Source organism: Billgrantia hypersalina, assembly GCF_052584175.1.
In genome coordinates this window covers 652,481-674,073 of sequence record NZ_JBMIQI010000011.1, presented here as the reverse complement: position 1 = coordinate 674,073, position 21,593 = coordinate 652,481, and the positions used below count along the sequence as shown (strand labels likewise).

General features: G+C 64.6%; 19 protein-coding genes. 5 read left to right on the top strand and 14 right to left on the bottom strand.

Features of this window, described 5'->3' with window-relative positions; genetic code table 11:
• Nucleotides 1-2: 2 nt before the first annotated feature.
• From ACOJCM_RS10320 to ACOJCM_RS10290, 7 genes are all read right to left on the bottom strand, one after another.
• A complete protein-coding gene (locus ACOJCM_RS10320; protein ID WP_445211967.1) occupies nt 3-230 on the bottom strand; it encodes a hypothetical protein in 228 nt (75 codons plus the stop codon).
• A 234-nt stretch (nt 231-464) separates the two neighbouring features.
• Nucleotides 465-1,397, bottom strand: a complete 933-nt coding sequence (locus tag ACOJCM_RS10315) for a prenyltransferase (RefSeq protein ID WP_445211966.1) — start codon at nt 1,395-1,397, stop codon at nt 465-467.
• Nucleotides 1,398-1,403: 6 nt separating this feature from the next.
• On the bottom strand, nt 1,404-2,069 hold the full coding sequence (locus ACOJCM_RS10310; protein ID WP_445211965.1) for an alpha/beta hydrolase: 666 nt from the start codon (nt 2,067-2,069) through the stop codon (nt 1,404-1,406).
• 199 nt (nt 2,070-2,268) lie between these two features.
• Nucleotides 2,269-4,038: an SLC13 family permease gene (locus ACOJCM_RS10305; RefSeq protein ID WP_445211964.1), complete on the bottom strand. Its 1,770-nt coding sequence runs from the start codon at nt 4,036-4,038 to the stop codon at nt 2,269-2,271.
• Nucleotides 4,039-4,235: 197 nt separating this feature from the next.
• The gene (locus tag ACOJCM_RS10300; RefSeq protein ID WP_010629501.1) at nt 4,236-4,442 is read right to left on the bottom strand and encodes a cold-shock protein; all 207 of its coding nucleotides are present in this window, start codon (nt 4,440-4,442) and stop codon (nt 4,236-4,238) included.
• 349 nt (nt 4,443-4,791) lie between these two features.
• Nucleotides 4,792-6,444, bottom strand: a complete 1,653-nt coding sequence (locus tag ACOJCM_RS10295; protein WP_445211963.1) for a GMC family oxidoreductase — start codon at nt 6,442-6,444, stop codon at nt 4,792-4,794.
• A gap of 177 nt (nt 6,445-6,621) precedes the next feature.
• Nucleotides 6,622-8,133, bottom strand: a complete 1,512-nt coding sequence (locus tag ACOJCM_RS10290; protein WP_445211962.1) for a CoA-acylating methylmalonate-semialdehyde dehydrogenase — start codon at nt 8,131-8,133, stop codon at nt 6,622-6,624.
• Between the two features lie 165 nt (nt 8,134-8,298).
• On the opposite strand from ACOJCM_RS10290, the gene ACOJCM_RS10285 reads away from it, so the two are divergent.
• The gene (locus tag ACOJCM_RS10285) at nt 8,299-9,201 is read left to right on the top strand and encodes a LysR family transcriptional regulator (protein ID WP_445211961.1); all 903 of its coding nucleotides are present in this window, start codon (nt 8,299-8,301) and stop codon (nt 9,199-9,201) included.
• Between the two features lie 3 nt (nt 9,202-9,204).
• Here ACOJCM_RS10285 and ACOJCM_RS10280 read toward each other — a convergent pair whose 3' ends face one another.
• The 4 genes from ACOJCM_RS10280 to ACOJCM_RS10265 form a co-directional block, all read right to left on the bottom strand.
• Nucleotides 9,205-10,011, bottom strand: a complete 807-nt coding sequence (locus ACOJCM_RS10280; RefSeq protein ID WP_445211960.1) for an ABC transporter permease — start codon at nt 10,009-10,011, stop codon at nt 9,205-9,207.
• Nucleotides 10,008-10,895, bottom strand: a complete 888-nt coding sequence (locus ACOJCM_RS10275) for an ABC transporter permease (protein ID WP_445211959.1) — start codon at nt 10,893-10,895, stop codon at nt 10,008-10,010. The genes ACOJCM_RS10280 and ACOJCM_RS10275 overlap by 4 nt, the downstream gene beginning before the upstream one ends.
• Nucleotides 10,888-12,057 (bottom strand): ABC transporter ATP-binding protein, encoded by a 1,170-nt coding sequence (locus tag ACOJCM_RS10270; RefSeq protein WP_445211958.1) that lies wholly within the window; start codon nt 12,055-12,057, stop codon nt 10,888-10,890. Before ACOJCM_RS10270 ends, ACOJCM_RS10275 begins: the two co-directional genes overlap by 8 nt.
• Before the next feature lie 64 nt (nt 12,058-12,121).
• Nucleotides 12,122-13,237 (bottom strand): extracellular solute-binding protein, encoded by a 1,116-nt coding sequence (locus ACOJCM_RS10265; protein ID WP_445211957.1) that lies wholly within the window; start codon nt 13,235-13,237, stop codon nt 12,122-12,124.
• Nucleotides 13,238-13,558: 321 nt separating this feature from the next.
• Here ACOJCM_RS10265 and ACOJCM_RS10260 point away from each other — a divergent pair, with 321 nt between their 5' ends.
• Nucleotides 13,559-14,722, top strand: coding sequence for a diguanylate cyclase domain-containing protein (locus tag ACOJCM_RS10260; RefSeq protein ID WP_445211956.1), 1,164 nt, complete (start codon nt 13,559-13,561; stop codon nt 14,720-14,722).
• 58 nt (nt 14,723-14,780) lie between these two features.
• On the opposite strand, the gene ACOJCM_RS10255 is transcribed toward ACOJCM_RS10260, so the two are convergent.
• The gene (locus tag ACOJCM_RS10255; protein WP_445211955.1) at nt 14,781-15,860 is read right to left on the bottom strand and encodes an NAD(P)-dependent alcohol dehydrogenase; all 1,080 of its coding nucleotides are present in this window, start codon (nt 15,858-15,860) and stop codon (nt 14,781-14,783) included.
• Between the two features lie 129 nt (nt 15,861-15,989).
• Nucleotides 15,990-16,547: an NnrU family protein gene (locus tag ACOJCM_RS10250; RefSeq protein ID WP_445212074.1), complete on the bottom strand. Its 558-nt coding sequence runs from the start codon at nt 16,545-16,547 to the stop codon at nt 15,990-15,992.
• 114 nt (nt 16,548-16,661) lie between these two features.
• Between ACOJCM_RS10250 and ACOJCM_RS10245 the strand changes: the two genes are divergently transcribed.
• The 3 genes from ACOJCM_RS10245 to ACOJCM_RS10235 all read left to right on the top strand — a co-directional run bounded on the left by ACOJCM_RS10245 (nt 16,662) and on the right by ACOJCM_RS10235 (nt 19,964).
• A complete protein-coding gene (locus ACOJCM_RS10245) occupies nt 16,662-18,587 on the top strand; it encodes an alkaline phosphatase family protein (RefSeq protein ID WP_445211954.1) in 1,926 nt (641 codons plus the stop codon).
• A gap of 72 nt (nt 18,588-18,659) precedes the next feature.
• Nucleotides 18,660-19,136, top strand: coding sequence for a DUF2243 domain-containing protein (locus ACOJCM_RS10240; protein ID WP_445211953.1), 477 nt, complete (start codon nt 18,660-18,662; stop codon nt 19,134-19,136).
• Nucleotides 19,137-19,139: 3 nt separating this feature from the next.
• Entirely contained in the window at nt 19,140-19,964 is an 825-nt protein-coding gene (locus tag ACOJCM_RS10235; RefSeq protein WP_445211952.1) for a cytochrome c oxidase assembly protein, read from the top strand.
• Between the two features lie 4 nt (nt 19,965-19,968).
• On the opposite strand, the gene ACOJCM_RS10230 is transcribed toward ACOJCM_RS10235, so the two are convergent.
• Nucleotides 19,969-21,459, bottom strand: coding sequence for an FAD-dependent oxidoreductase (locus ACOJCM_RS10230; protein ID WP_445211951.1), 1,491 nt, complete (start codon nt 21,457-21,459; stop codon nt 19,969-19,971).
• Nucleotides 21,460-21,593: the final 134 nt, after the last annotated feature.

Here is a 21,593-nt window from a genome sequence, read left to right as displayed (position 1 = left end):
CCTTAATGGTGGTTGCGGTTGACGACCTCTTCGATCATGGCCTCGAGTTCATCGCCCGGGCCTTGTTCCAGCATGTGCTGCGCTTCGTGATAGAGGCACAGGAATCGCTTGCACGAGGCGCAGAACACCTTGTCATCGGGGTTGTGTACCTTCGAAACGCGATAGAGATGGCTGCCGCAGCTGGGACAGGCCACCGGCAGACGCAGCTCCTCGGACATATCGGGCATCATCACGCTCTCCTTGTGCTGATTGACCAGGTTTCATTGAACACCTTGGGGCTCCTGCCGCCTGACTCAACCCTGACAGGCCAATGCAGGTCACCCTGTCTTAAGCCTGTCAGAGTCCGAGCATCTCTGCCACGTCGCAGGTCCCTAGGTCGCCACCTTGGGCAAAAGAAAGCCAACAAGACGGCAAGTTAGTTCTTAGAAATGAAAAAATATGGCGGGACTTGGAAAAAACACGCCTTAGGCAGCGAGAAGAAGCCCGATATTTAGCAGAATCAAGCTTGCCAACAGCGTCGCGACGTTGCCCCCCATCAGCGGCAGCAGCGGTGCCAGCTCGCCCTGCTCCACAACCGGCGACAACCGCCACAGGCCGCGCAGCAGCCAGGCCAGGGCCGGCAGCGCCAGCCACATCAGCCAAGCCGTGGCCGGTAGCGCTCCGGCCAGCCAGCCCAGGGGCACCACGCCGAAGGCCATGGCCAGCAGAATCGCCACCAGCCGCGCGGTACGCCGCGGGCCCAGGCGAATCGCCAAGTGATCGCGTCCTACCCGCCGGTCGGCTTCGATGTCGGGCAGTTGATTGATCAGCAGTAGCGCACTGACCAGGAGCGTAGGCACCAGCGCCGTCGCAAGGGCCGTCCCCGTCAACGTGCCGGCGAGTGCCCGATAGGCGCCCAGCACCATCAGCAGGCCGAAGCCCACGCCGGGTGCCAGCAGACAGAGCCAGGGGCGCCGGGTCAGCCAGCCGGTATAGGCGACCACCAGCCCGAGGCCCAGCAGGCCATAGACCAGCATGACCGGCCCCGTTCGCCACAGGAACCAGGCGCCGATCAGCACTACCCCCAGCAAGCAGGAAAGCGCCGCGGCGCGCACCGCGTCCGCGGCCTCGGGCCGCTCGGGCAAGGTACCGCTGCCACCCGAGAATGGCGTGCGTTCGGTCAGTTCGTCCAGGCCGGAACGAAAGTCGTGATGCTCGTTGAAAAGATTGACGGCCGCGTGGGCCAGCAGGGCCCCCAGCAACACCAGCAGCGCATCGAACAGCGCGACCGGGTAGCCATCGGCAAGCGCTGCGGTGATGGCAAGCCCCGCGCACAACGGCGCCAATACCAGGAAATTCGGCCGGCTGCTGCGCAGGCAGGCATGCAGCAGCGATGGTTCAGCAGTGGCATCACTCATGAGCCGTCATCCCAACCGGGCATTCAGCCAGGTGGCGATGTCACCCATCTGCTGAGGACACACGGCGTGCGCCATGGGATAGCTCTGGTAGCGAACCGGATAGCCCAGTTCCTGCAGGCGCTGGTAGGCCGCCTTGCCCAGCGATTCCGGCACGACCGGATCGAACGAACCGTGATGAATCTCGATCGGCAGGTCGCGGTTGGCTTCGGCGAGTGCAATGGTGTCGGCGGTGGCGAAATAAGTCGACATGGCCAGCAGCCCCCCCAATGGGGCATCGAAGGAGAGCGCAGCCTGGTAGGCCACCGCCCCGCCCTGGGAGAAACCGGCGAGGATGATGCGCCGGCTGTCGATGCCGTGCCCGATCTGTTCCTGCACCAGTTCCTGGATGCGCTCCGCGGAGGCCACCAACTGCCGGGTGTCGACACGACGGTCGAGACTCATCTCGTGGATGTCGTACCACGCCGGCATTACCATGCCGCCGTTGATGGTCACCGGCAGGCGGGGGGCATGGGGCAGTACGAAACGCACGTTCAGCCCCTGCTTGAGCGGCAGGGCCGGCACCAGGGGTTCGAAATCACGGCCATCGGCGCCCAGGCCGTGCAGGATGAAGACGCAGGCGTCGGCCGGACGGCCGCTCTTCGGCTCGATGATCAGTTCGCCGGGGTGGCTCATGGTACTGTTCCCTGAGGATCGAAAACCGTCACACTACCGCAAAGGCGTGTTCCCGGCGAGTCTGTCGGGAAGCACCTCAATGGGACGCGAGGGAATGGCCTTCGAGGAGGCGCTGTAAACCCATCCTTGGGCGCTACATTTGCCTTCCCTGGCAAATGACCTCCTCTCCAGCCATCCCCCGCGCCCAGGAAAGATGAGCTCAGAAAGGCCACACCAATGGAATCAATATCAGCGCCACCACGGCCGTCAGCACGTTGAGCAGCCCGCCGACGCGCAGGAAGTCGGCGAAGCGATAGCCACCAGGGCCATGCACCATGAGATTGGTCTGGTAACCGATGGGGGTGAGGAAGCTCGCCGAGGCGGCAAACATTACCACCACCACGAAGGGCATCGGGTTGACCCCGAGGCTCTCGGCGCTGGCCATGACCACCGGAAAGGTGATCACCGCCGCGGCGTTGTTGGTGACCAGCTCGGTGAGCAGCGCCACCAGCAGGTAGGTACCAATCAGAAGCAGCATGGGATTGCCGTCGGCCAGGCCCAGCGCCATTCCCGCCAGGGTAGCCGCCGCCCCTGAACTCTCCAACGCGGCGCCGAGACCGAATGACGCGGCGATGGTGAGCAAGACTTGGGTATCCAGCCCACGCTTGGCCCCGTTCACCGAGCAGCAGCCGGTAACGAGCGCCAGCACCGCTCCCAGCATGGCGGCATTCATCATGCTCATCACGCCGAACGTGGCCAGCACCACGACGCTGGCAAGAATGCTCCAGGCCAGCCACGCCTTTTCGTGGTTGGGTCGCGCCGCACCGTTGACCTGGCTGATCAGCAGGAAGTCGCGAGACTGACGGTGGCGCTCGATGAAAGGCGGCCGCGCTTCGAGCAGCAGCACATCGGCAGGCTGCAGGCGCACCTGCCCCAGGTTGCCGGCCACCCGCTCGCCACCGCGACATACCGCCAGCACGGCGGCGCCATAAAGCGTGCGGAAGTGGCCGTCGCGAATGCGCTTGCCGACGAACTGGCACTGATCCGACACCACGGCCTCCACCAGGCGGCGCTCCTTGAACTCCTTTTCCAGGCTCGACTCGCCCTGGCGCGACGGCACCAGGCCACGCACCTGCTGCAGCTCGACCGCCCCGTCGGAGGTACCGGCGAATACCAGGCGGTCACCCCCCTTGAGACGCTCGCCCGGCCCCACCACGCTGACCACGTTGCCGTCGCGCTCGATCTCGACCAGGAACAGCTCACGCAGATGGCGCAGCCCCGCTTCCTCTACGGTGCGATCGACCAGCGGGCCGGACGGATCCACCTCCATCTCGATGGTGTATTCGCGGGGGTTCTCGAAGGCCGAGGCCGCGCCACGGCGTGACGGCAGCAGGCGCGGCGCCAGCAGGATGAGATAGATCGCCCCGATCACTGCCACGGGCAGCCCCACCCAGGCGATGTCGAACAGCCCCATGGCCAGCTCGGGGTAGCGCTCCATCACCAGGCCATGCACGACCAGGTTGGTGCTGGTACCGATCAGGGTGATGGTGCCGCCCAGTATCGAGGCGAAGCTGAGCGGCATCAGCAGGCGATGTGCCGGCAGCTGCAGGCGCCGGCTCCAGCTCAGCACCGCCGGGATATAGGTGGCGACGACCGGTGTGTTGTTGAGGAAGCCGCTGAGGGCGGCTACCGGTATCACCAAGCGCGTCAGGGCGCCGCCCTCCCCGCGCGGCCGCCCCAGGACGTAGCGAATGATCAGGTCGATGCCGCCCGTCTCGCGAATGCTCGCCACCAGCACGTACATGAAGGCCACGGTGAACAGGCCGGTGCTGGAAAAGCCGCCCAGGGCCTCGGCCGGATCGATCACACCCAGGGTCAGCAGCAGGATGACGGCGCCCAGCAGCACGATGTCGGGGCCGAGACGGGAAAACGCCATCAAGGGAAAGACGGCAAGAACGACAATGAAAGCGAGCCAGGCATCCAGCGGCATGGGAGAAGGTCCGTACGCAAGGAGACGTCCGGCTATTGTGCACCGCAGGCACTTATTCTAAAAAGTTATTTTTAGAAATTCTAAAAGAACTGAAACGAATAAAAAGAACCGAGCGAAACCCTACGCATACGAAAAAGGCCCGCATTGAGCGAGCCTTTTCTAACTGCTTGCGCAGTCACATCAGAGTCGGATGGCGATTAGCCGATGACCTTGATGTTGGAAGCCTGGAGGCCTTTCTTGCCCTGAGTGACGTCGAAGGAAACCTTCTGACCGTCCTGCAGAGTCTTGAAGCCGTCAGCCTGAATCTCGGAGAAGTGAGCGAACAGGTCGTCACCGTTGTCGTCCGGAGAAATGAAGCCGAAGCCCTTGGTGTCGTTGAACCACTTGACAGTACCGGTAGCCATTATCGAATTCCTCTAATAGCATTTTGATTTTCCGGGAAATACCCGAGTTGCAGTGGGTAAAACAAGAAACTTTTCACCGGGAAATCAAACCGCCATGAGCGTTTCGATGACCACCTGCGATGTTCGACTTGCTAACCAACTGCACGCATCATGCGCTTTTTCGATCCGCACGTCAAATACTATTTGGCGTGGATGACGTTAATGTTACCGCCCACTAGGGAAACCCTCCACAAATGCCTACGCGAGCGAATCGCTGCGTTGCGCGGTGCTCGTAATGCTCACCTATACCCCATAGGCTCCGCTTCCGGCGCTCCGTGCGCCTTGCGCTTCATCTCGCTCGTCTATTTGTTCAGCGCTTCCCCAGAATCCAGCCCGCTGCCTTCTCGGCGATCATCAGCGTCGGCGAATTGGTGTTGCCGCTGGTGATGGTCGGCATGATGCTGGCGTCCACCACGCGCAGCCCCTCGACGCCGCGTACCCGCAGGTGCGAGTCCACTACTGCCATGGGGTCGTCGTCGCGCCCCATCTTCGCCGTCCCCACCGGATGGAAGATGGTAGTGCCGATATCGCCGGCCAGCCTGGCCAGGTCCTCGTCGCTCTGGTACTGAACGCCAGGCTTGACCTCCTCGGGATGGTACCTGGCGAAGGCCGGCTGCTCGGCGATGCGCCGCGTGACCCGCAGGGAGTCCGCCGCCACGCGGCGATCCTCCTCGGTACTCAGGTAGTTGGGGGCGATGGCCGGGGCCTGGCGCGGGTCGCGGCTCTTGATGCGCACGCTGCCGCGACTGGTGGGGTTGAGGTTGCACACGCTGGCGGTGATCGCCGGGAAATCGTGCAACGGCTGGCCGAAGGCCTCCAGGCTCAGCGGCTGGACGTGGTACTCGATGTTGGGATGCGTGTACGTCTCGCTGCTGCGGGTGAAGATGCACAGCTGCGACGGCGCCATGCTCATGGGCCCGGTACGCCGCAGCAGGTATTCCATGCCGATCTTGGCCTTGCCCAGCCACGAGGCGGCAAGCGTGTTGAGGGTCTTGGCGCCGGTCACCCGGTAGACCGAGCGAATCTGCAGGTGATCCTGCAGGTTCTCGCCGACGCCGGGCAACTCGTGCACCAGCGGGATGTCGTGCTCCGCCAGCAGCCCCGCCGGGCCGATGCCGGAAAGCTGTAGCAGCTGTGGCGAGCCGATGGCGCCGGCGGCCAGGATCACCTCGCGCTTCGCCCGCACCTGGGTGATGGCACCATCGCGCTCGAGCTCCACGCCGCAGGCGCGCGGCCGCCCGTCTTCTGCGGTCACGAACAGCAGCCGGTGAACCTGCGATGAGTGCCATAGCGTGAAGTTGCTGCGCTTTTCGCAGACCGGACGCAGGAAGGCCTTGGCTGCGTTCCAGCGCCAGCCGTCGCGCTGGTTGACCTCGAAGTAGTCGACCCCCTCGTTATCGCCACGGTTGAAGTCGCGGGTGCGGGGAACGCCGGCCTGTACGGCCGCCTCGGCAAAGTCGTCGAGCACTTCCCACTTGAGGCGCTGCTTCTCCACCCGCCACTCGCCGCCGTGACCGTGATAGTCGCGATGAGCGGCATCGGCTTCGCCCCCCTCGTCCAGGCGGTAGTGGTCCTCATGCTTGGTGAAGTCGGGCAGACAGTTTTCCCAGCGCCAGGCGTCGTCGCCCACCATCTCGGCCCAGCCGTCGTAGTCGCGGGCCTGGCCGCGCAGGTAGAGCATGCCGTTGATGCTGGAGCAGCCGCCCAGGGTCTTGCCGCGCGGGTAGATCAACGAACGCCCGTTGAGCCCTTCGTCCGGCTCTGTCTTGAAACACCAGTCGGTGCGGGGATTGTTGATGCAATAGAGGTAGCCCACCGGGATGTGTACCCAGTGGTAGTTGTCGCGCCCACCCGCCTCGAGCAGCAGAACCCGGTTGGCCGGGTCGGCGCTCAGGCGGTTGGCCAGCAGGCAGCCGGCGGTGCCGGCGCCCACGATGATGTAGTCGAATTCTTGTTCTGCCATGGCGTTTTCCCTCGACATGCCCCGTTCGAGCCTGATCCGAGGGGAAGCCCTACGAGGAGATGCTGTGAACCCATCCCTGGGCACGGCATTTGCCATCCCTGGCAAATGACCTCCTCTCCGGTCTCCCTCGGCGCCTCTCACTGACGTCTTACGTATTCGGCAAACTATGGGGTAAGACTACTTATGGGTCGGCATGGCGAACTCGGCGCCTGCATTGATCGAGTCGGACCAGCGCTGCATGATCGACTTCTGCTTGGTGTAGAAGCGCACCCCCTCTTCGCCGTAGGCGTGGGTGTCGCCGAACAGCGAGCGCTTCCAGCCGCCGAAGCCGTGCCAGGCCATGGGGACCGGGATGGGTACGTTGATGCCGACCATGCCGACCTGGATACGGCGGCCGAACTCGCGGGCCACGCTGCCGCTTTCGGTGAAGCAGCTCACGCCGTTGCCGAACTCGTGGTCGTTGATCAGCTGGATGGCGGTGCCCACGTCGGGCACGCGCACGCAGGCCAGCACCGGGCCGAAGATCTCTTCCTTGTAGATGGTCATCTCCGGCGTGACGCGATCGAACAGCGAACCGCCCATCCAGAAGCCTTCACCACAGCCATCGCCCGTGGTGGTGACATCGAATTCGCGGCCGTCGACCACCAGCTCGGCGCCCTCGGCCACGCCTTTCTCGACGTAGCCGGTGATGCGCTGGTGTGCCGCCGCAGTGACGATGGGGCCCATCTCGGCGTCGAGTTCCAGGCCGTTCTTGATCTTGAGCGAGCGGACGCGCTCGGCCAGCCGCGGCACGATCTTGTCGGCCACGTCACCCACCAGCACTGCCACGCTGATCGCCATGCAGCGCTCGCCGGCACTGCCGTAGGCGGCGCCGATCAAGGCGTCGACGGCCTTGTCGAGGTCGGCGTCGGGCATGACGACCATGTGGTTCTTGGCCCCGCCCAGGGCCTGTACGCGCTTCCCGTGACGCGCGCCGTTCTCGTAGATCAGGTTGGCGATGGGCGTGGAGCCGACGAACGACAGCGCCTGCACGTCGGGGTGCTCGATCAGCGCCTCGACGGATTCCTTGTCGCCCTGCACCACGTTGAACACGCCGTCGGGCAGCCCGGCCTGCTTGAGCAGGTCGGCGATCAGCAGCGAGGCACTGGGGTCGGTGGGGCTGGGCTTGAGAATGAAGGTATTGCCCGCAGCGATGGCCACGGGGAACATCCACATCGGCACCATGGCCGGGAAGTTGAACGGCGTGATGCCGGCCACCACGCCCAGCGGCTGGCGCATGGTCCAGTTGTCGATGCCGGTGCTGACCTGCTCGGTATAGTCGCCCTTGAGCAGCTGCGGAATGCCGCAGGCGAACTCGACGATATCGATGCCACGGGCCACTTCGCCCTGGGCATCGGTGAAGACCTTGCCGTGCTCGAGGGTAATGGCGCGCGCCAGCTCGTCCTTGTGGGCGTTGATCAGCTCGAGAAACTTGAACAGCACCCGCGCGCGGCGGATCGGCGGCGTGTCGGCCCAGGCCGGGAAGGCGGCCTTGGCCGCGGCCACGGCAGTACCCACGTCGGCACGCGAAGCCAGGGCGACCTGTCCGGAAACCTGTCCGGTGGCCGGATTGAAGACGGCCTGGGAGCGGCCCGATTCGCCCGCCGTCATTTGCCCACCGATATAATGCGCGATCGTATTCTGCGTCATGGTTGTCTCGTCTTGTCGTGGTTGAATGCGTCGATTGGTGCGTCGCTATTGGCGTCTAACGAGCACGCAGGATACGTTCAAGCCTACCGTGTCGAACGCCACGATCAATTGAGAAATTCAAAACCAGGTTATAAGGTAGCCTTATAACACTGAGCGATTCACACCATGCACGACCTTCCCACCCTTCGCGCCTTCGTTACCGTGGCCCGCGAAGGCAGCGTCTCACGCGCCGCCGAACGGCTGCACCTGACCCAGCCCGCCGTGAGCCTCAAGCTCAAGCACCTCCAGGAGGCGCTGGGGCTGACACTGTTCCGCCGCCGCCCCCAGGGGCTTACGCTGACCGAGGACGGGCACGCCCTGCTGCCCGCGGCGGAGCGGACACTGGCCGCCATGGCGGCCTTCGAGCAGAGCGCCCGCGCCCTGCACAGCACGCTCCACGGCCGGCTGCGCATCGGCACCATCGTCGATCCCGAGTTCATTCGCCTGGGAGCCTTCCTGCATCGCCTGGTGGAGCGCGCCCCGCAGCTTGAGACCGAGCTGCAGCACGGCATGAGCGGCAGCGTGCTGGAGTGGATACGTCGCGAGGAGCTCGACGTGGGCTTTTTTCTCGCGCCTCCCGGTGAAGGTCCCGGGCCGGAGGCGCCGGAAGTCGACTACCGCGAACTGACGCACTTTCATTATCACGTGGTGGCCCCGCCGGGCTGGAGCAGCCGCGTGGCCAACCCCGACTGGACGAACCTTGCCGCTTTGCCGTGGATCGTCACGCCTGCGTTGTCGGCTCACCATCGCCTGCTGCACGGCGCGCTCGACCCGCTGGGCGTGACACCGCACGGCGTCGCCCAGGTAGACCAGGAAGCGTGCATGCTCGACCTGGTGCGCGCCGGCGTGGGGCTCAGCCTGGCCCGCGACGCCCTGGCCATGGCCGAGCGGCAAGAGCGCGGCCTGACGGTCGTCGAAGGCGTGCGCCTGCCCTGCGCCTTGTGCTTCGTGTGGCGCCGCGAGCGCAGCGAGGAACCTGCCATCGCCGCCGCGCTGGAAGTCCTGGGCAACGTTTGGGAACCGCGCTGAGGCCTAAACCCCCTTCACGCTGCGCGCCGCCTCCCTGCGCCGCTTGAGTTCGTAGATGACGGCGATCAGCACGGTGACCAGGATCAGGATCAGCCCCAGCGCATTGACCGCCGGGGTCAGCCCGGTACGCACCTTGGAGGCGATATAGACCGTCAGCGTGGTGTCGTAGCCGACCACGAACAGCGTGGTGTTGTAGTTCTCGAAGGACTGCAGGAAGGCGATCACCGCCGCCGAGTAGAGCGCCGGCTTGAGGTACGGCAGCAGGATGCGTCGGAACGCCTGCCAGGGGGTGGCGCCGAGATCCAGCGCGGCGCGTTCCAAGGTGCGGTCGAAGCGCTGCAGCCGCGCGGTGACCATCAGCATGACGTAGGCGGCAATGAAGGTGGCCTGACCCAGCACGGTGAGGAAGATCCCGCCGCTGACGCCGAACTGGCGCCAGAAGATCAGCGTCGAGATGCCGATGATCACGCCGGGCGTCAGCAGCGGCGAGAGGATCAGGGCATACAGGAACGGCTTGGCACGGCTGGAGACGGTATTGAGGAACAGCGCCGTGGCAATGCCGATGGGTACCGCAACGACCAGCACCCCCGCCGCCACGATCAGGCTGTTGGTCAGCGCTTGCCACATGCCGCCGTCCCTCGCCAGTTCGCCGAACCAGCGCAGCGTGGTCCCGTCCCACGGCGTCACGGTGGGAAAGCGGCTGTCGTTGAAGGTGGCCGCCGCCATGATGAGCAGCGGCAGGAACAGGTAGGCGAAGAAGATCACCACGTAGAAGCGCAGGCCGAAGGCCAGGAAGCGTTGCGAGCTCATCTTCCTATATCTCCCAAGCCCACCTTGAAGAACTTCATGACTAGTGACATGAAGCCGATACACAGCACCAGCAGCAGGAAGGCATAGGCCGCGCCCTGGTTCCAGTTGCCGCCCTCGAAGAACCAGTTGTAGATGATCTGGGTGAACCAGCGGCTGCCCGGCGAGCCGAGCAGCGCCGGCACCGCGTAACTGCCCGCGGCCAGCATGAAGGTCATGATGCAACCGGTGGCGATGCCCGGCTTGGCATGGGGAATGACGATACGCCGGTGGGTACGTACGGTGCCGGCACCGAGGTCGCGGGCGGCACGCACCTGGTTGTCGTCGAGGCTCTCGATGGCGTTGTAGACCGGGAACACCATGAACAGGAGATAGGCGTAGACCATGCCCACCATCACCCCGCCGTTGCCGCTGAGGAAACGGATCGGCCGGTCGATGAGGCCCAGCATCATCAGCACCTCGTTGAGCGGGCCGCGAAACGCCAGGAGGATGAACCAGGAGTAGGTACGCAGGATCTCGTTGATCCAGAACGGCACGATCAGCAGCAGGAGGCACAACGCCGCCTGGCGCGGTGTGGCGACCTTGGCCAGGTACCAGGCCAACGGGTAGCTCACCGTCAGCGTCAGCAGGGTGACCAGCACGCTCGACCAGATCGTCTTGAAGAAGATGGCCCGGTGGATCTCGTTGCCGAACAGGGTGGCGTAGTTGGCCAGGGTGAGACGGTCGTCCGGCCCGCCCACCTGGGCCGGCAGCAGGTTGGGCTTGAGCGAGTATTCGATCATCTGCAGTTGCGGCAGGGTCACCATCACGATCAGCCAGATGCCCAGCAAGGTCACGATGGCCATTGCCAGCGGCCCGCCGAAGCGTGCCTGAAGCTGCCTAAACATGGGCGCCTCCGGCCTTCGCCTGGCTGCCCTCCACTACTTCGCCCGTTTCGTCATCCACCACCGGACTGCCATCGTCGGGCAGCACCAGGGCATCGGCCGGGTCATAGCCGAAGGTCATGCGCCGGCCCACGGCGAGCGCATCGGCCTGGCGGCGCGACACCTCGTGACCGAGCTGCACACGCAGCTTCTCCCCGGACGCGACCAGGCGCGTCTCGAGCATCACCCAGGCGCCCTCGAAGTGCACCGCCTCGACCTCGGTATCGAAGCTGGGCCCCGCTGCACCTGCCGCTACCGGGCGCAGGTACTCGGGGCGCACGTAAAGCGCTACCGCCTCACCGTTGGCCAGGCGCGCACCGGGCCCGGCCCGGCCCGCCAGTTCACCCAGCGCGCCACCATCGAGGCGTACCCGTTCGCCGTCGCGATCGATCACGCGGGCCTGGAGGCGATTGTTCTCGCCGACGAACGCCGCAACGAAGCCGGTGGCCGGCTCGCGATAGAGCGTCATGGGGTCGGCGACCTGCTGGATGCGTCCCGCCGACATGACCGCGACCCGGTCGGACATGGTCAGTGCCTCGCCCTGGTCGTGGGTGATATAGATGAAGGTAATGCCCGTCTTGCGCTGAATCGCCTTGAGCTCGGCACGCATGTGCTGGCGCAGCTTGAGGTCGAGCGCCGAGAGCGGCTCGTCGAGCAACAGCACGCGGGGCTCCACCGCCAGCGCCCGGGCAATGGCCACGCGCTGCTTCTGCCCCCCGGAGAGCTCGGTCACCTTCTTCGGCCCGCTGCCCTCCAGTGCGACCAGCGCCAGCAGGCGCTCGGAAACCTCCCGGCGCTTGCGCTTGTCGACGCCACGCACCTCGAGGCCGAACTCGATATTCTCGAATACGGTCATCAACGGAAACAGCGCCAGGTTCTGGAAGATCATCGCCGTGGGGCGACGGTTGACCGGCACGCCGGCCATGGGCTCGCCGCCGATGACTACCTGCCCCTCGCTGGGCGTCAGAAAGCCGCTGACGATGTTGAGCAAGGTGGTCTTGCCGCAGCCCGAGGGGCCAAGAAAACTGAAGAACTCGCCCGAGCCGATCGAAAGCGAGGTCCTCTCGATGGCGGTGAAGTCGCCGAAGCGCATCACCACCTCATCCAGTCTGACGCTACCGTCCATTCGTACCTCAACCATCCAAGAAAGGGCCGGGCACGGCGACTGCCGCCCCGGCTACGTGACGCGATCAGGCACTGAGATAGCGATCCTGGTACTCATTACGCAGCGCCACGTACCACGGCTCCTGGATCGGCCACCACCACAGGTTGGCCAGGTCCTGCTCGGTGTAGGAGTCGGTGAAGAACTGGCGCGTCTCGTCGGGCAGGAGCTCGGTGGCGCCCTTGGAGGTGGAGTTGTAGCCGGTCGCCTTGACGAACATGGCACCCGCCTCCGGCGTGTAGTACCAGTTGATCAGCTCGTAGACGGCATCCGGATTCTGGGCGTTCTTGGGAATCACGAAGCCCTCCATCCACGCCAGCGCCCCCTCCTTCGGTGCGCCATAGGCGATGTCCTCCCCCTCCTGCTGCAGGCGGAAGGCGGTGGAATCCCAGGTCTGGCCGATGATGGCGCCGTTGGTGCGGAAAGCCGCCTGGGCGTCGTTCTCGGTGTCCCAGAACTGCACCAGCATCTGCTTGTGCTTGACCGCCTCCTCGAGGATGACGTCGAAGTTGGCGCGCATGGCCTCTTCGCTCTTGTAGGAATCGAGCAGCGGATGAGGCAGCCGGCCCTCGCGCTCCAGCCACAGGCCGATACCCACCAGCGCCGAGTGACCACGTACCGTCACGCCCTGGCCATGCTCGGGATTCCACAGATCGGCGTAGCTGAGATTGGCGCGGTCGATGTTGGCGTCGCGGCGATGCCAGGTGATCGCCTCGGTACCCCAGTCGCTGGGGGCGAAATAGCGCTTGCCGTCGACCACGCCGCCCACCTCGGAGCCTTCGATGGCACTATCGAGCGCCCCCGACCAGTTGATGCGCGACTCGTCCAGCGGCTGCACCAGGTCGTAGTCCAGGTAGCCGGGCACCCGGTCCACGGTCGGCATGATCACGTCGAAGCCGGTACCGTCGGTGGCGCGCAGCGAGTTCATCAGCTCATCGTTGGTGCCGTAGGGCGTGAAGGTCGCGCGGATGCCGGTCTTTTCGGTGAAGTCGGCCAGCATCTCGTCGGTGAAGTAGCCCGCCCAGGCATAGATGCGCAGGGTCTGCTCCTGAGCCAACACCTTGTTGATATAGAAGGACGGTACGGTGGCAGCGGCACCGGCCGCCAGGGTGCCTTTGAGGAAACGGCGACGTGTAAACGACATTGACGGATTCTCCATGAGGGCCTTGCACAAGGTGACAGGGGTCAGCGGGACCTGGCCCCCGACCCTTATCGCGCGACTCCATGACGATGGGATGAACATTGAATGACCGTTCAACGCCCACGTAACAAAGAGTAGCAGCCGCTCGGAAAATGTCCGTGGGACTTTTCAACGCTGCCCGCCGGACGGCAGGCCAAGGGGCTGGACAAAATCTTGATGGCCTCAACGAAGCTTGCGCTAGCTGAACCTCACGCTTGCTGATAGCCTGCCGGAATCGAAGAAAAAGAAGATGCGCGCTGACGCGCCGCTATCCGACGAGCCCCCATGACGGCTATTGCGCAGGCGACACCGAACCTGCTGAGGCGTTTCAGCTTACGCTTCAGTAACCCGCAACTGGAACATGCCTATCGGCGTGATACCTTTCCTCGCACCTTGATTCAGGGGCGCACGGCGATCCTGGTCGGCATTCTCGTCTATCTGCTGTGCGGGCTTCTGGATGTCTGGTATGTCCCGCCAGAGGCCAGGTGGGGCGTATGGCAGTCTCGCCTCACCGCCCTGCTGGTACCTAGCCTGTTACTGGCCGTCAGTTTCACTGCGGCCTTCCAGCGCATGGCGCAGTGGTGGCTGACGGCCGTTTGCCTGGCGGCCGGGTTCGGCCTGATCGCCATTCAGGCTCAGGTACCACTCGAGTACGCACCCTACTACTATCCGGCCATGGTCATGGTCACATTCTATACCTACAACTTTATCGGGGTGCGCTTTCCCTATGCCCTGGGCATCGATGCATTGCTGCTGGTGAGCTACAATCTGGTCTTCGGCCTACTGCTGGAGTATCCCGCCCATATCCTCTTCAGCCATAACGTCTTCATCGTCTCGGCCAACCTGATCGGCGGTACCACCGGGTACCTGGCAGAGCGCCAGGGACGCGAGCTCTACCTCCGCGAACAGGAGCTGGAAAAGGAGCGTCGCTTCCATCGCCAGCGGTCGCTGCACGATCCATTGACGGGGCTGCCCAACCGCGAGCTGCTCTACGACCGTATCCAGCAGGCGCTGGCCGCCAGCCAGCGTCATCGAAAGTGGCAGGGCGGGCTGTTCATCGACCTGGATGGGTTCAAGCAGATCAACGACCGCCTCGGGCACAAGATGGGAGACAACCTGCTCAAGCAAGTCGCCCAGCGTCTCATGAGCAGCATGCGCAGCATGGATACCGTGGCGCGAATCGGCGGAGACGAGTTCTTCGTGCTGGCCCGCGACCTCGCCTCGGAGCAGGACATTCATCGCCTCGCGGCCAAGCTGCTCGACAACCTCCGGCTACCGCTCTCCGACATGGCGGAACCCATTTCCCTCAGGGCCAGCATCGGCGTATGCCTGTTCCCCTACCCCGGCATGAGCGTCGACGACATCATTCACCGCGCGGACATGGCGATGTATCGGGTGAAGATGGCGGAGAAGGACGGCTACTGCCTGGCCGCCGAACCGGAAACATGACGAACGGGGCCGCCTCGCCGTCCGCCTCGTTACCGTGTGACGTCTCGTTCCGAGCGGCTCATCCCGCCTGTATCGCCACCTTGAGTACCCCGTCGCGCTGATGCGAGAAAAGATCGTATGCCGCGACGATATCCTCCAGCGCGTAGCGGTGCGTGACCATGGGGCCAAGATCGAGGCGCTCGGTTTCGATGACTTGCATCAGGCGGCGCATTCGCTCCTTGCCGCCGGGGCACAGCGAAGTCACGATCTTGTGATCGCCCAGGCCGGCGCAGAACGCACCGAGCGGCAAGGATAGATCGCTCGAGTAGACACCCAGGCTGGACAGGGTACCGCCCGGCTTGATGACACGCAGGGCCGACTCGAAAGTGGACTGCAGGCCTAGAGCTTCGATGGAAGCGTCAACCCCCCGCCCCCCGGTCAAGCGAAGGATTTCCTCCACGACATCGACCTTGCGGAAATCCAGGGTGACATCGGCGCCCATCTGCCGGGACATGGCCAGGCGCTCGTCAACGCCGTCCACGGCGATGATCAAGCCAGCGCCACGCAACCTGGCGCCAGCGGTGGCACAGAGGCCGATCGGTCCCTGGGCGAATATGGCCACGCTGTCGCCAATCTTGATGCCCGCCGATTCGGCCCCGGCGAAACCGGTCGACATGATGTCGGGGCACATCAGGACCTGCTCATCGGAAAGCCCGTCGGGGACCGGCGCCAGATTGGCCTGGGCATCGGGTACCAACAGGTACTCGGCCTGGGCGCCGTCGATGGTATTGCCAAAGCGCCAGCCGCCCATCGGCTTGTAGCCATGCGCATGGTGGCCGCCATCCTGGGCACTGCAGCCGTCCTGGCAAGCGTAAGAGGTAAAACTTGGACAGATGGCTCCGGCTATTACCCGCTGCCCTTCACGGTAACCCTGTACGTTGGCGCCCAGCTTCTCGACCACCCCAACCGGCTCATGCCCGATCGTCAATCCCTTCTCGACCGGGTATTCCCCCTTGAGGATGTGTACGTCGGTGCCACAGATAGTGGTGGTCGTGACGCGAATCAGGGCATCGTTGGGGCCCACATCCGGAATCGGCTTGTCGTCGATCTCGATGCGCCCAGGCGCGACGAAAATCGCCGCTTTCATCATGGCGGGCATGGCGTGCTCCTCATGGACTTCTCGCCGGCAAGCGGCTGGTACCATCAGGTTCGGCCATGCCCGTTTAATCCGCCTTGACCCAGGTCAACGCCTATTTCACACAAGTCGCGGCCGTCCGCAGCGATAGGACTACATCACCGGCACGCCGGTCACCCAGACATGCAGGTGGAAGGCGAACAGGTAGTAGGCGATCAGCCCGCCCACCAGGGTGATGGCCGTGCCGGCAGGACGCGGCGTCACCGGTACTGCGGGCTGGCGACGCCGGGCGGCGCGGAAATCGAGCACGGCCCAGAGCAGAAAGGCGCCGAAGAAGACGATGTCGCCGAGTCGACCGTTGGCCAACAGATGGGAAAAAGCCCACAGCTTGACCGCCAGCACCATGGGATGGCCCAGCTTGGCCTTGATATGGTTATGCGGTACGTAGGTGGCCACCAGCAGGATGAAGGCGGGAATCATCAGCAGTGCCACCGCATGACGCAGCCCCACCGGTGGGTGCCACACCCAGATCGGGTCGAGACGCATGCGCCCGTAGCCCCAGATTGCCAGCGCAAGCCCCACGATGGCGACCACCGAGTACAGCGCTTTCCAGCGCTTCTCCCCCAGGCGTTGGATCTGTTCGCTGCGCCAGTCGTCGGCGAATATGCGGACCGAATGGGTGCCTAGAAAAAGCATGAGGCCAACGATCATTACGAGCACGGCAGCGCCTCCATCAGATAAATTGAACGAAACGATGCAAGCCTACTCACTTGCTGTGCTCTTCGCCAGCAACGGCGCGAGCTCGCTGCCTCACAGGAGATTTCGATGAGCCACGCTGTTCCGCCCCTCCCCGACGTTCTGGCCGGTCCACTGCTGCGCCGCCTGACGCCCGGTCGTCTCATCCTGTGGTTGGTCGCTTCGCGCTGTCTCGAGCTCACGCTCATGCTGCAACCAGCAGGCCAGCCACCACGCCGCCTGTCGCTGGGTGAAGAGAGAGTGCAACGCATTCCCGTGGGGGAGCATGCCTGGCTGCACCTGATCGATGTGGCCCTGGCCACGCCGCTTCCCGCCGGCACGCTCATCGATTACGACCTGAAGGTACGCGACGAAGCGGGAGAGCGCGGTATCGCCGAGTGGGCGCCTCACCTGCTGCACGGGAAAGCGAGCTACCCCAACTTCGTGATCGCCGAGCGTCACCATCGGCTGCTCCATGGCTCCTGCCGCAAGCCACATCACGACGGCCCGGATGGCCTGGCGCATGCCGATGCCTGGCTCGCCGAGCGACGCCAGGAGCCGCAGGAGCGGCCGGCCTGGCTACTGCTGACGGGCGATCAGGTCTATGCCGACGATGTCGCCGGGCCCATGCTGGTCGCCATTCACGCCTTGATCGCACGGCTGGGGCTGTTCGACGAAACACTCGAAGGGGCGACGGTTGCCGACAGCCCGGCGCTCTATCGCGACGAGGCCACCTACTACCGGCGCGAGGCGCTGCTGCCCGATACCCCGAGCGGCGCCGCCCTGCGGGAACGCTTGTTCGGCGGCGTACGCAAGCCCATATTCACCACGGCCAACGCGCACAATCACCTGGTGACCTTTGCCGAGGTGGTGGCCATGTACCTGCTGGTGTGGTCGCCGGTGCCGTGGCGCCTGATCGAAATCTCCCCTCCCGCGCTGAACAACGATTCCCAGGAAACGTTCGCCACGGAGCGGGCCATCATCGAGCGCTTCGTGGCGGAACTGCCTGCCTGCGCCCGCCTGCTGGCCCACCTGCCCACGCTGATGATCTTCGATGATCATGACGTGACCGACGACTGGAACCTGACCGCCGACTGGGAACGCATCGCCTACGAACACCCCTTTTCTCGGCGCATTCTCGGCAATGCCCTGCTGGCCTACCTGCTCTGCCAAGGCTGGGGGAACGACCCCGACCGGGTCGCCGAACTCACCGCACGCAGCGCGGCGCTGATGGAACAGGCGCGGCGGCAGGGAGGGTGGCTACCGGCACGGGAGCAGGACGCCCTGCTGCAGCAGTTGCTGCGCTTCCAGGGTTGGGAATACCGGGTTCCCGGGCCGTCTCCCCTGGTGGTGCTGGATACCCGCACGCGGCGCTGGCGCAGCGAACGTCGCCCCAGCCGGCCCTCGGGCCTGCTGGACTGGGAAGCGCTGATCGAATTGCAGGAGGCCATGCTCGACGCCCCTGCGGTCATTATCGTCTCGCCCACGCCCATGTTCGGCGTCAAGCTGATCGAGGCCATTCAGCGCGTCTTCACCCTGGCCGGCAAGCCGTTGGTCGTGGATGCCGAGAACTGGATGGCGCATCCCGGCGCCGCCAACGTCATGCTCAACATCTTTCGCCACTCGCGCACGCCGGGCAATTACGTGATTCTTTCCGGCGACGTGCACTACTCCTTCGCCTACGACATCGAATTACGCTATCGCGAGCAAGGCCCGCGGCTGTGGCAGATCACCTCCAGCGGGATCAAGAACGCCTTTCCGCCTACCCTGCTCGACTGGTTCGACCGGCTCAATCGGTGGCTCTATGCCCCTCGCTCGCCGCTCAACTGGCTGACCAAGCGCCGCCGGTTGGTCATCCACCCTCGTGACCCCGACCGCGCCAAGGCTGGCGAGCGGCTCTGGAACGGCTGTGGTATCGGCCTGGTCGACTTCGACGAAGCAGGGCGCCCTTGCGATATCCGGCATCTCGACACGCGCGGCTTCGAAGTCGGCTTCCCGCCCGCGAGGGAACGCTAGCACGAGCGGGCGGATTGTCTTCGCCTCCGAGCGGGCCTAGGCTGGAAACAGGATCACCAGAGCACGGATGCCATGACCTCATCGCACCCCACCCCGGGCCCGGCCAATGCTCGCGACGCGCGTCGCTCGTTAGGGTTTGCCGCAATCGCGGGCGCGGGCATCATGGCCGCCCTCGACGAAATCGTCTTTCACCAATTGCTGCAGTGGCATCACTTCTTCGACCATGCCACGCCGGCCATCGGCATCGTCTCGGATGGCCTGCTGCATGCGGCCGAGCTGCTCGCCATCGTCATCGGCGCCGCCCTGTTGATCGACCTGGGCCACCGTCGGCGGTTGGCGGTACCCTGGGCATGGGCCGGCGTCTTCCTCGGCATGGGCGGTTTCCAGCTCTTCGACGGGATCGTCAGTCACAAGATCCTGCGCATCCACCAGATTCGCTACGGTGTGGACCTGCTCGCCTACGACCTGACCTGGAATCTTTCCGCCCTGGCACTGCTGCTGGTGGGCATAGGCCTCTATCGCCGAGCCAAGCGGCGGGAGCAGAGCTGAGCCATGCATTCGACCGCCGAACCTAACGCCACCGCCTCGCTGGCGGCGTGGCTCCCCCTCATCCTGCTGGGACTGGTGACGCTCGGTTATCTGCTGGCTGCCCTACGCCAACGGCGGCATGGCAACGGTTGGAGCGGGTGGCGCTGCAGCTTCTTCGTGTTGGGCAGCCTGCTGATCGCTACAGCACTCGCCCCACCTGTCATGGCATGGGCGCATCACGACCTGCGCGGCCACATGGCCCTGCACCTGGTGATGGGCATGCTAGCACCGCTGGCATGGGTACTGGCCGCCCCGGTGACGCTGACCCTCAGGCGCCTGCCGAATGCCGCGGCACGCCGGCTCGTCACTGTTCTGCAAAGCCTGCCGATACGTTTCGTAGCACACCCCATCAGCGCCCTGCTGCTCAACATCGGCGGCATGTATGTGCTCTATCTCACGCCGCTCTATGCCGCCTCGTTGCACAGCACCGTCCTGCATTACTGGGTACACCTGCACTTCCTGGTAGCGGGATACCTGTTCTGTTGGGCCGTCCTCGCCGGTCCTGACGCCTCGCCACACCGGCTGAGCCTGCGCTTGCGCCTGGGTGTGCTGTTCGTCGCGATGGCCAGCCACGCCGTGCTGGGCAAGCTCATGTACGGCTACCTGTGGCCGCGAGGTACCGGGCATGTCGTCCAGGAGATCCAGGCCGCCGCGCAATGGATGTACTACGGCGGCGACCTGGCCGAGCTGCTGCTGGCCGCGGCGTTGATGGCCGCGTGGTTGCGCGCGTCTCGCGCTCGACGAAACACGCTGCTACCGGGTATATCCACCCGCCAGAGAGTCTCGTGAAAGGCTACTGGCGCCCCTCGGGCTGCGCCAGGGGATGATAGGCCGGGCCTTCGATCACTTCGCCTTCTGTAGTGAAGCGGCTGCCATGACAGGGGCAGTCCCAGGTCGACTCGCTGGCATTCCAGTGCACGATGCACTTCATGTGCGGACACACCGCCGAGAGCACCTTGAGGTCACCCGCCTCGGTGCGGTGAACGGCAAGTTTCTCGCCGTCGACGGTGGCCACCCGCGCCTGCCCCGGGCCGATGCTGTCGAAGCTCTCGAGTTTCTCCGTGCCCAGGTAGTCCTTGACCATGTGCTTGGTGACGGTGGCGTTCTCCTTGGCATACTGCAGTGCCGACTTGCCCGGCGTGATGCGCCGCGCCCCGAAGTGAGCCTGCCACGGATTGTCGCGCCCGAGAATCTGGTCGGCGATGATCGTGCCGGCCAGGGTGCCCCATACCAGACCGTCGGCGGCGAAGCCGGTCGCCATGTACAAGTTGTCGTGACCGTGCATGCGGCCGATGTAGGGCAGACCGTCGGGGGAACTGTACTGCTGGGCCGACCAGCTGTGGGTGAAGGCCTCCACGTCGAAATGGGCCTGGAGATATTCGCGAAGCTTCTGGTAGTGGTCGCCGTGGTGCTCACCGGTCTTGTGCTTTTCGCCGATCACCATCAGGTAGCGTTCGTCGCCGTATTGGTAGCTGCGCAGCGAGTGGAAGGGGTCGAGCAGCCAGATGATGCCCTCGGGATACTCACCGCTTCTGAGCCTGGCACTGACAGCATACTCACGGGATACCAGCATGCCTGCCTGAACCAGGTTGATCCCCTTCGGCGTATGGGTGGCCTGTACGATATGCTTCGCGGTGATGCGGGCCGAGTCGGTTCTGAGCGTGCCCTTGCCTGAATCGATTTCGCGCACGGGGCTGTGCTGTACGATCACCACGCCTTCGCTCTGCAGGCGATAGGCCAGGCCCTCGACATAATGCAGAGGATTGAATTGAGCCTGGTGGGCCATGCGTATGCCCCGGCATTCGAAGGGCAGCCCGGGGCCCTCTGCCAACTCGGCATCGATACCGGCGCTGACCAAGGCATCGAGCTCGTCGTTCAGCTCGTGTCGGGCATCTTGGCTCTCTTCGGTTGCAAGTCGATAGGCCGGCAGGCGCTTGAACTGGCAGTCGATGGCAAGGCGCTCTAGCGTCGCCTCGATATGGTCGACGGCTTCAGTGCGTGCTCGAACCACCTCGGCCGCCACCAGATCGCCCCACTTCTTGCGCAGCGGCGCCTGTCCGGAAGCCAGCGTGGCATAGAGATTCCCGGTGGAGCCTCCCGTCACCCCGGCGCCCACTGTGGCCGCCTCCAGCACGATGACGCGCTGGCCGGCGTCGGCCAATGCCAGCGCAGCGGTGAGGCCGGTGATGCCAGCCCCGACGATGGCTACATCTACCTCGATATCATCGGTCAGGGAAGGATGTTCGGCGACCCCTCGGCTGCCCATCTTCCATATCGCATCCATAAACGACTCCCTTCGTCGGTAAAGCAGACTCTTGCTCCAGTTATAGATGGCCTGTCATGACTGCGCTAACGCCACTCACCAGAAGACATGTTCTGTAACCGAATCGTGACGAAACGGCACGTGTCTCCCGCCTA

What these genes read in the sequence shown, in the direction of transcription:
- ACOJCM_RS10260 (WP_445211956.1), top strand. Translation starts at nt 13,559, where the DNA reads ATGACGGCTATTGCGCAGGCGACACCGAACCTGCTGAGGCGTTTCAGC.
- ACOJCM_RS10320 (WP_445211967.1), bottom strand. Translation starts at nt 230, where the DNA reads ATGATGCCCGATATGTCCGAGGAGCTGCGTCTGCCGGTGGCCTGTCCC.
- ACOJCM_RS10315 (WP_445211966.1), bottom strand. Translation starts at nt 1,397, where the DNA reads ATGAGTGATGCCACTGCTGAACCATCGCTGCTGCATGCCTGCCTGCGC.
- ACOJCM_RS10245 (WP_445211954.1), top strand. Translation starts at nt 16,662, where the DNA reads ATGAGCCACGCTGTTCCGCCCCTCCCCGACGTTCTGGCCGGTCCACTG.
- ACOJCM_RS10240 (WP_445211953.1), top strand. Translation starts at nt 18,660, where the DNA reads ATGACCTCATCGCACCCCACCCCGGGCCCGGCCAATGCTCGCGACGCG.
- ACOJCM_RS10280 (WP_445211960.1), bottom strand. Translation starts at nt 10,011, where the DNA reads ATGAGCTCGCAACGCTTCCTGGCCTTCGGCCTGCGCTTCTACGTGGTG.
- ACOJCM_RS10230 (WP_445211951.1), bottom strand. Translation starts at nt 21,459, where the DNA reads ATGGATGCGATATGGAAGATGGGCAGCCGAGGGGTCGCCGAACATCCT.
- ACOJCM_RS10305 (WP_445211964.1), bottom strand. Translation starts at nt 4,038, where the DNA reads ATGCCGCTGGATGCCTGGCTCGCTTTCATTGTCGTTCTTGCCGTCTTT.
- ACOJCM_RS10285 (WP_445211961.1), top strand. Translation starts at nt 8,299, where the DNA reads ATGCACGACCTTCCCACCCTTCGCGCCTTCGTTACCGTGGCCCGCGAA.
- ACOJCM_RS10235 (WP_445211952.1), top strand. Translation starts at nt 19,140, where the DNA reads ATGCATTCGACCGCCGAACCTAACGCCACCGCCTCGCTGGCGGCGTGG.
- ACOJCM_RS10255 (WP_445211955.1), bottom strand. Translation starts at nt 15,860, where the DNA reads ATGCCCGCCATGATGAAAGCGGCGATTTTCGTCGCGCCTGGGCGCATC.
- ACOJCM_RS10250 (WP_445212074.1), bottom strand. Translation starts at nt 16,547, where the DNA reads ATGATCGTTGGCCTCATGCTTTTTCTAGGCACCCATTCGGTCCGCATA.
- ACOJCM_RS10275 (WP_445211959.1), bottom strand. Translation starts at nt 10,895, where the DNA reads ATGTTTAGGCAGCTTCAGGCACGCTTCGGCGGGCCGCTGGCAATGGCC.
- ACOJCM_RS10310 (WP_445211965.1), bottom strand. Translation starts at nt 2,069, where the DNA reads ATGAGCCACCCCGGCGAACTGATCATCGAGCCGAAGAGCGGCCGTCCG.
- ACOJCM_RS10300 (WP_010629501.1), bottom strand. Translation starts at nt 4,442, where the DNA reads ATGGCTACCGGTACTGTCAAGTGGTTCAACGACACCAAGGGCTTCGGC.
- ACOJCM_RS10270 (WP_445211958.1), bottom strand. Translation starts at nt 12,057, where the DNA reads ATGGACGGTAGCGTCAGACTGGATGAGGTGGTGATGCGCTTCGGCGAC.
- ACOJCM_RS10290 (WP_445211962.1), bottom strand. Translation starts at nt 8,133, where the DNA reads ATGACGCAGAATACGATCGCGCATTATATCGGTGGGCAAATGACGGCG.
- ACOJCM_RS10295 (WP_445211963.1), bottom strand. Translation starts at nt 6,444, where the DNA reads ATGGCAGAACAAGAATTCGACTACATCATCGTGGGCGCCGGCACCGCC.
- ACOJCM_RS10265 (WP_445211957.1), bottom strand. Translation starts at nt 13,237, where the DNA reads ATGTCGTTTACACGTCGCCGTTTCCTCAAAGGCACCCTGGCGGCCGGT.